Annotated in this window: 5 protein-coding genes and 1 rRNA gene; 3 read left to right on the forward strand and 3 right to left on the reverse strand. The window is 42.8% G+C overall.

All coding sequences use genetic code 11. The features are described from left to right. Positions 1-9: 9 nt before the first annotated feature. Complete coding sequence (locus BMW59_RS09925) at positions 10-1,134, reverse strand: trans-sulfuration enzyme family protein (RefSeq protein WP_093051058.1); 1,125 nt, start codon at positions 1,132-1,134, stop codon at positions 10-12. Between the two features lie 233 nt (positions 1,135-1,367). Here BMW59_RS09925 and BMW59_RS09930 point away from each other — a divergent pair, with 233 nt between their 5' ends. From BMW59_RS09930 to phnE, 3 genes are read left to right on the forward strand one after another with little or no spacing between them, the layout of a single operon-like run. Next, positions 1,368-2,363, forward strand: a complete 996-nt coding sequence (locus BMW59_RS09930) for a phosphate/phosphite/phosphonate ABC transporter substrate-binding protein (protein WP_093051061.1) — start codon at positions 1,368-1,370, stop codon at positions 2,361-2,363. Between the two features lie 18 nt (positions 2,364-2,381). After that, on the forward strand, positions 2,382-3,152 hold the full coding sequence (gene phnC, locus BMW59_RS09935; RefSeq protein WP_093051064.1) for a phosphonate ABC transporter ATP-binding protein: 771 nt from the start codon (positions 2,382-2,384) through the stop codon (positions 3,150-3,152). After that, entirely contained in the window at positions 3,149-3,946 is a 798-nt protein-coding gene (gene phnE / locus BMW59_RS09940) for a phosphonate ABC transporter, permease protein PhnE (protein ID WP_093051066.1), read from the forward strand. The genes phnC and phnE overlap by 4 nt, the downstream gene beginning before the upstream one ends. Positions 3,947-4,169: 223 nt before the next feature. Here the strand turns inward: phnE and BMW59_RS09945 are convergent, their stop codons facing one another. Together BMW59_RS09945 and rrf are read right to left on the reverse strand one after the other, a co-directional pair. After that, on the reverse strand, positions 4,170-6,365 hold the full coding sequence (locus BMW59_RS09945; protein WP_093051069.1) for a DNA topoisomerase III: 2,196 nt from the start codon (positions 6,363-6,365) through the stop codon (positions 4,170-4,172). 810 nt (positions 6,366-7,175) lie between these two features. Beyond that, positions 7,176-7,292 (reverse strand): 5S ribosomal RNA (gene rrf / locus BMW59_RS09955). Between the last annotated feature and the right edge of the window lie 5 nt (positions 7,293-7,297).

Below are 7,297 nucleotides of genomic sequence, written 5' to 3' on the forward strand. Positions count from 1 at the left end.
GTCCCTCCTTTAATCCAATGCTCTTTTAAATACCTCAATGATGTCTTCAGCATCTTCTATTCCGACAGAGATACGGATCATCGAATCAGTGACACCTAATTTTTCACGCATTTCTCTAGGCAGCGGCCGATGGGACGTATTAATCGGATAGGAGATCGAGGTCTCAACGCCGGCTAGCGTAGGAACAATTTTTATCCACTCAAGTTTCTTTGAAAATTCGAAAACACTTTTATCATCTGTTAAATCAATCGTCACTATTGCGCCATTTCCCCGGGTTGCCGCCGCCTCAGGATAATAGACTTTTCGGATAGCTGAGTGTCCTTTCAAGGCGTCTGCAAGTTTCTGGGCATTCCCGCATTGCCGCTCCATTCTCAAACTCAGTGTTTTAAGCCCTCTCGTTCCAAGCCAGCCGTCAAATGGACCAAGGTTGCTTCCAAGACTCGACACTTTTGCTTTTGCTTTCATTATAATATTCCGGCTTCCTGTTAAGACGCCTGCAGATACATCACTGTGACCAGCAATATATTTTGTTGCGCTGTGGACAACCATATCCGCGCCGGCTTCATGCGGACGAATTAAGTATGGTGTGGCAAACGTGTTATCTACCATTGTTTTTAGCTTATGTGTGGCAGCTATCTTTATAATGCCTTCCAAATCTTCCACCCTTAAGAGCGGGTTCGTTATGGATTCTGTAAACAGGAGCACGGTGTTCTCCTGGATCGCCTCTTCTATTTCTTCCCGGTTACAGCAGTCCACAAAAGTGACTGAGATCCCAAAGTCTTTCAGTTCATGGGCAAAAAGCTGGTAGGTGCCTCCGTATAAATCTTCTGTAGCAATGATATGATCACCTGATTTTGCTACAGACAGAACCCCTGCTAAAATCGCCGACAGACCGGACGAAGAAGCTATTCCCATCTCCGCTCCTTCAAGATCAGCCACACCCTTACCGAGGTCATCGGTATTCGGATTGCCCATCCGTGTATAAAAATAAGATTTATTTCCTTCAAAAAAACTTTCCATCTCTTCTAGATCAGAAAATGAAAAAGCCGAAGTCTGATAGATTGGCTTTGTTTTACTCATATCCTCAGACTGTATTTTTTCCTGAAAATGCACATTCTTTGTCTTAAACCTCATCTAACGTCAACACCTTTCAAAACATCTTCTGTCTATCATACCTTATAATCTCTTTTCTTAAAAACAATACTTTGTTAACCGATCCATTCCCTTGCTTTTTTAGTTTATGCAGGAATTATTAACGAAGATTAATATAACCTTTACGCTTTGTTTATTATTCTTTTATATTGCCTTAATTTTCGACAAGTAAAATGAGCACTGTAATAAACAAATGAAGAGGAAGGTGCACACCAATGAAAAAATTACTTAGTGGATTATTTGCAAGTATGATGTTTCTGGTAGCCTGCGGAGAAGAAGGAGAAAACGCAGGAGCAGAGAATGGAAGCGATAATAATAATTCTTCCAGCAACGTTGCTGCTGAGAATGAGGATAACAATTCTTCCAATGATAGTGAAAATAACACAGCCAATGAAGAAAATGAAACGGCTGAAGCAGACCGTGAAGATTGGCCTGAGACCCTTCGATTTGCAGACACTGGAGTCGAAGGTATGGAAGAGCTTCAGAGAGAATTTGGTCCATTCAAAGAAACACTGGAAGATGTACTGGATATCGAAGTAGAGTTCTTTGCAGTAACCGATAGAATTATTGGTGCAACTGCTCTTGAATATGACCAGGTGGACATGCTTCTTGCAGGACCATCCGAGTATGTGCAGATTAATAATACTGTACCTGAATCCTATCCATTTGTGGGGATTGAACGGTCTGAATACCACGCTGCTTTCATCGTCCATGAAGACAGCGAGTATGAAACGTTAGATGACATTGTTGGTACCTCAATCGCAATGAAAGATGCCGGGTCTACAAGCGGGCACATTGGTCCAAGCTCCATTCTTATTGAGGAAGGATATGATTTGGATAATGACTTTGACATTCAACTGTTGGACAGTGTGAGGATTGAAGCCTTTAAAAACCACGAAGTAGATGTCCTTGCTACAGGTATTAAAGACTATTATGAAATGGTAGAAGAAGATGGGGAAGGACACTATCGTCTGCTTCATGAAGGGCCTCCGCTTCCAAATGATGCTTTTGTAGCCAGCCCTGAGCTTCCGGAAGACTTTGTAGAAGAAGTACAAACACTTATGCTGGAGAATCAGGAAGACATTTTGGACAGTATTCTTGTAACTGGCGAAAACGATAAATATATTGAGGCCGGGTTTGTTTCAGCCGAAGACGCTGATTATGATTCAATGAGACGAGCATATGAAACGTTAGGATTAGATTTTGAGTAAGTAATGGAGGCAGTTTTTATGAATGCACTCTCTGTGCGTGAGGTAACTAAAACTTTTAAAGATGGAACTAACGCTCTTGAGAAGGTTAGTTTCGATATAAAAACCGGTGAAGGTGTCGTTCTTCTTGGTCACAACGGGTCGGGCAAGTCAACGATGTTTAAATGTATCAGCGGATTCGAAACACCGACTTCAGGAGAGATATTTATTAACAATCAGGAAATAACACGTTTGAGCGACAGAAGATACCGTCCTTTAAGGAAAAATATCGGTATGGTATTCCAAAACTTTCATCTTATATATAATTTATCGGTTTTCCAGAATGTTTTATTCGGTGCAATGGGGCAAAACAGAAACTTTTTAAAAGTTTCTGCCCCTTTTGCCTCTAAACTTCTCAGGGAAAAAGCAATGGCTTGTCTCGACCGTGTCGGTTTAGCCCATTTGGCTTCCAGAAGATCCGACCAGTTATCAGGAGGCCAGCAGCAGCGTGTGGCTATTGCACGGATGCTTATGCAGGATCCTGAATTGATACTGGCCGATGAACCCATTGCAAGCCTTGATCCGAAAGCAGGAAGAGAAGTTATGGAACTTCTTTGGGAAATAGTAGATGAAAGGAAACTGACTGTTTTATGTATCCTTCACCAAACAGAAATTGCTATGGAATTTGGTGAAAGATTAATCGGTTTAAATAAAGGCCGGCTAGTATTGGATGATGAGAAGAACAATATTTCAAAGAATGACTTGAACAGTCTTTATTATGATGGCATTGAAGAATTGAGTGATGTTCAATGACCAATAAATCATTACAGCACATGCCGCCCAGATTCCGTCTTCCAAAAATAATAACTGTTGCAGGTATAATTGTTTTCATCTCACTTTTCGCTCTGGGAATGACACATGCTAATATTTCTTTTGACAGAGTTTTTACTGGCATAGCCAATATGTTTCATTTTCTGTGGTCTGCCTTTCCTCCTGACCCGAGCCGTATTTCGGCCATATCAGGAGCGATGTATGAAACCTTTCAAATAGCCTTAGTAGGAACAACTTTCGGTGTTCTTCTCAGTCTGCCGATCGCTTTGCTTGCATCCCGTAATACATCGCCTCATTCTATAATCAGAGTCGTAACCCGGGGGCTTGTTTCCACATTAAGGACAGTTCCTGATTTAATTTGGGCTTTAATTTTTGTTATTTCTGTAGGGCTAGGCCCGTTAGCGGGGATTTTAACTATCATAGTGGATACGATCGGCTTTTGCGCCCGTTTTTTCTCTGAAAGAATTGAAGAAATTCAGAAAGGGCCTTCCCAAGCGCTGGAATCAACCGGTGCAACCAAACTAGGGGTTATTTCAGGATCCATCATTCCTTTAGGTTTCCCTTCATTTGTAGCCACAAGTTTATTTGCGGTGGAAAAATCAATACGTTCTGCCGTCATACTCGGTCTTGTGGGCGCAGGAGGAATTGGTGTTGAATTATCCACTGCTTTTACAGTCAGAAGATATGATGAGGCTTTAATGATTGTCATTTTGATTTTAGTGGTGGTAATTGCTGTAGAACAGATCTCATCAGCGATTAGAAAAAAAGTTATTTAACGCCCTGTTAAATGGTAGTATTAAAGGATTATAAAATATCACCCTTTTTATACGCATAATTAAACCTGCCGGATCGTTACTGATCCGGCTTTTTTATATCACTTTTGATCCTTTGAACAAACAGAAAGCCAAAGGGAATCCCCCTTTGGCTTTCTGACATTCTTTGAGGCGAAGTTTCCCTAGTCCCTCTACTGTTTAAACCGCACATTACAGCTGAGTTTTTTTATTTTTTCAATTTTGCAAGCTGTTCCGCAAGGGCGTTGTTAAAAGGTTCCTCTGAGGTTTTATCCTGTTTCTTCATATAATTAGACACCTCACGCTTTGACAGCTTCGTATTCTGTTCTTTCTTTTTCCGTTCATTAAATGCCGACAGTTTCTCCTTATGCCCGCACTTACAGACAAATACCTGCCCTTCTCCCTGGCCGCGAAGCTCCAGCTTCTTTTTGCATTTAGGGCACCGGGCATTGGTCGTCTTAGTAATATTTTTACGGTAGCCGCACTCCCGGTCCTGACAGACATGCATTTTCCCTTTTTTCGTTTTTACTTCAAGCATGTTCTTATCGCATTCAGGACATTTAGTGCCTGTAAGATTCGTATGCTTATATTTTTTGGAACTGGTTTTGATTTCAGTCACAATAGTCTTCGTATAGCTCTTAATTTCGGAGATAAATTCTTCTTTTAGCAGTTTATTTTGGGCAATGGCCTCCAGTTTTTGTTCCCATTCACCTGTTAAAAGAGGAGATTTTAAATCCGCCGGTACCAGCTCAAGCAGCTGCTTCCCTTTCGAGGTAATGACAAGTTCCTTTCCGTTTTTTTCTATCAGAAAAGAACTGAAGAGCTTCTCTATAATGTCAGCCCGTGTAGCTACCGTTCCGAGTCCGCCTGTCTTTACCACCAGCTTACCTAGCTGCTTGTTGCCTGCTCCGATGTATTTCGAAGGGTTTTCCATCGCAGACAGCAGAGTTGCTTCGTTAAATCTGGAAGGCGGTTTCGTCTCACCTTTCGTCTTGCGGGCGTTAGTGACAGTAAGTGTTCCGCCCTTGTGAAGTTCCGGTAGACGCTGATCATCGAGCTGTTCCTCTGCATTCTCGCCATCATCTGCTGCTTGTTCGTATAATTCCCTCCACCCCAGCTCCAGTACACGCTTTCCTCGTGCAATAAAAGTGTCCTTGCCTATAATTGCTTTCACTGTGGTTTCTTCATATTCAAACAGAGGCATCATAACAGCCAGAAACCGTTTGACTACAAGGTCATACAGTTTCCACTCTTTATTAGAAAGCTTTCCCATCAAAGGAGGCTCTTCAGTCGGCACGATCGCATGGTGATCCCTCACTTTCGAATCATCTACAAACGATTTGTGCGGCTTGAGCGAACGTTGCAGAAGCTTATGAGCGATTTTAGCCGTATCACCTTGTTTACAGGCTTTTATGCGGTCCGGCAAGGTAGAAACCATATCAGACGAAAGGTATCTGGAGTCTGTTCTTGGATACGTGAGCACTTTATGCTGCTCATATAGTTTTTGGAGGATCGACAATGTTTCCTTAGCGGAATAATTAAAAAGCCTGTTAGCTTCTCTTTGAATCTCAGTCAAGTCATACAACTGCGGAGCAAACGTTTTTTTATTTTTCTTATTTACTTCATTTATATTTGCCTTTGAATTTAATGCGGCACTTTTTACCTGATCCGCAGTTTCTTCTGAGAAGGTGCGGTAGCTGTTTGACTTTTTGTCCTGCCATGTCAGCTGGACTCCTTCTCTCGTATCTGCCTTAACTCCGAAATACGTTTGCGGCTTAAACTGGCGGATCTCTTCCTCACGTTTTGCAATCATAGCGAGAGTTGGAGTCTGAACGCGTCCGCTTGAAAGCTGTGCATTAAACTTGCAAGTTAAAGCCCGGGTCGCATTTAAACCGACATACCAGTCTGCTTCAGCCCGCGCAACAGCTGAATAATAGAGGCTTTCGTATTTTCGGCCGTCCTTTAAGTTCTGAAAACCTTCTTTAATCGCTTTATCAGTTACAGAGGAGATCCATAGCCGTTTAACCGGCTTTTTCACTTTTGCTTTCTCAAGAATCCAGCGGGCAACTAGTTCACCTTCCCGCCCCGCATCAGTGGCAATAATAACTTGCCCTGCGTCCTTTCGATGGAGTTGGGTTTTCACTGTCTGAAATTGCTTCCCTGTCTGCTTTATCACCGTGAGTTTAAGCGGAGAAGGCAGCATCGGGAGGTCTTCCAGCTTCCATGATTTATATTTATTATCATAAGCTTCAGGGTCTGCATGGGTCACGAGATGACCTAGAGCCCATGTCACAATATATTTGTCCCCCTCAATAAAGCCGTTTCCTTTCTTATGACAATTCATTACTTTTGCAATATCTCTTGCCACAGATGGTTTTTCTGCAATGACTACTGATTTTTTCATAAACTGTATGCATCCTTTCTAGCCTGAAAAAAATAGTGGAAACTATATATGTCAGCCTCGGCTTTTTATAGCCCAGCGTAAAATATGTTCATGATAGTTTCTATGGTGCCATTATACCTTGCTGAATAAAAAAAGACATCCTCTTGCTGATATCAGCAAGGTTCACATGACTCGTCCGAGGTTATATGAGAGGAAAAGTCAGGGTCTTTAATGGTATGAGAGACTCCCTCAGCGTATTAAGGGTGTATTTGTGTAATTTGAGCACCCTATCGGTTAAATATGGAGGCGGTTTGTATAATTAGAAGCATATACGTGATAAGTGAGCCTCTATCTAGGGACCTATCAGCGAAAATAGGTCGTCTATCGGCGAAAGTCGGGGCTCAATCAGCAAAAATTCAAATCAATAAGCGAAAACCACGATCTATCGGCGAAACGCCTGCCCAAAAGAAAAGTAATCAGCTTTTAGCGGGAATGGTTTAAGGTAATTAATCTTTCCCTTCTTTCCTCCACGCACAAAAAAGACATCCTCTTCTGAGAATGCCTTTGAGCCCAGCGACGTCCTACTTTCACAGGGGGCGCCCCCAACGATCATTCGACTGGCTGCGGAGCCCGTTGACCGGCGCATCTCTTCGTCAACGGCTCTCTCTCGATGCTCATGCCCCTAGGGCATTCCGCGTCTCGTTCCCTTGTTTCCTTGACCTGCTTGGTCCCCGGACTCCTCGCTGGAGGCCTTTTATTCCTTAACCTCCCCCCTCACGGCAGGAAAAATGAACACACAAAAAAGACATTCTCTTCTGAGAATGCCTTTGGGCCCAGCGACGTCCTACTTTCACAGGGGGAGAGCCCCCAACTATCATCGGCGCTGGAGAGCTTAACTTCCGTGTTCGGCATGGGAACGGGTGTGACCTCTCCGCGATCGTCACTGGACATAT

The sequence above is a fragment of the Salipaludibacillus aurantiacus genome, from assembly GCF_900111295.1.
Lineage (GTDB): Bacteria > Bacillota > Bacilli > Bacillales > Salisediminibacteriaceae > Salipaludibacillus > Salipaludibacillus aurantiacus.

What these genes read in the sequence shown, in the direction of transcription:
- BMW59_RS09925 (WP_093051058.1), bottom strand. Translation starts at nt 1,134, where the DNA reads ATGAGGTTTAAGACAAAGAATGTGCATTTTCAGGAAAAAATACAGTCT.
- BMW59_RS09930 (WP_093051061.1), top strand. Translation starts at nt 1,368, where the DNA reads ATGAAAAAATTACTTAGTGGATTATTTGCAAGTATGATGTTTCTGGTA.
- phnC (WP_093051064.1), top strand. Translation starts at nt 2,382, where the DNA reads ATGAATGCACTCTCTGTGCGTGAGGTAACTAAAACTTTTAAAGATGGA.
- phnE (WP_093051066.1), top strand. Translation starts at nt 3,149, where the DNA reads ATGACCAATAAATCATTACAGCACATGCCGCCCAGATTCCGTCTTCCA.
- BMW59_RS09945 (WP_093051069.1), bottom strand. Translation starts at nt 6,365, where the DNA reads ATGAAAAAATCAGTAGTCATTGCAGAAAAACCATCTGTGGCAAGAGAT.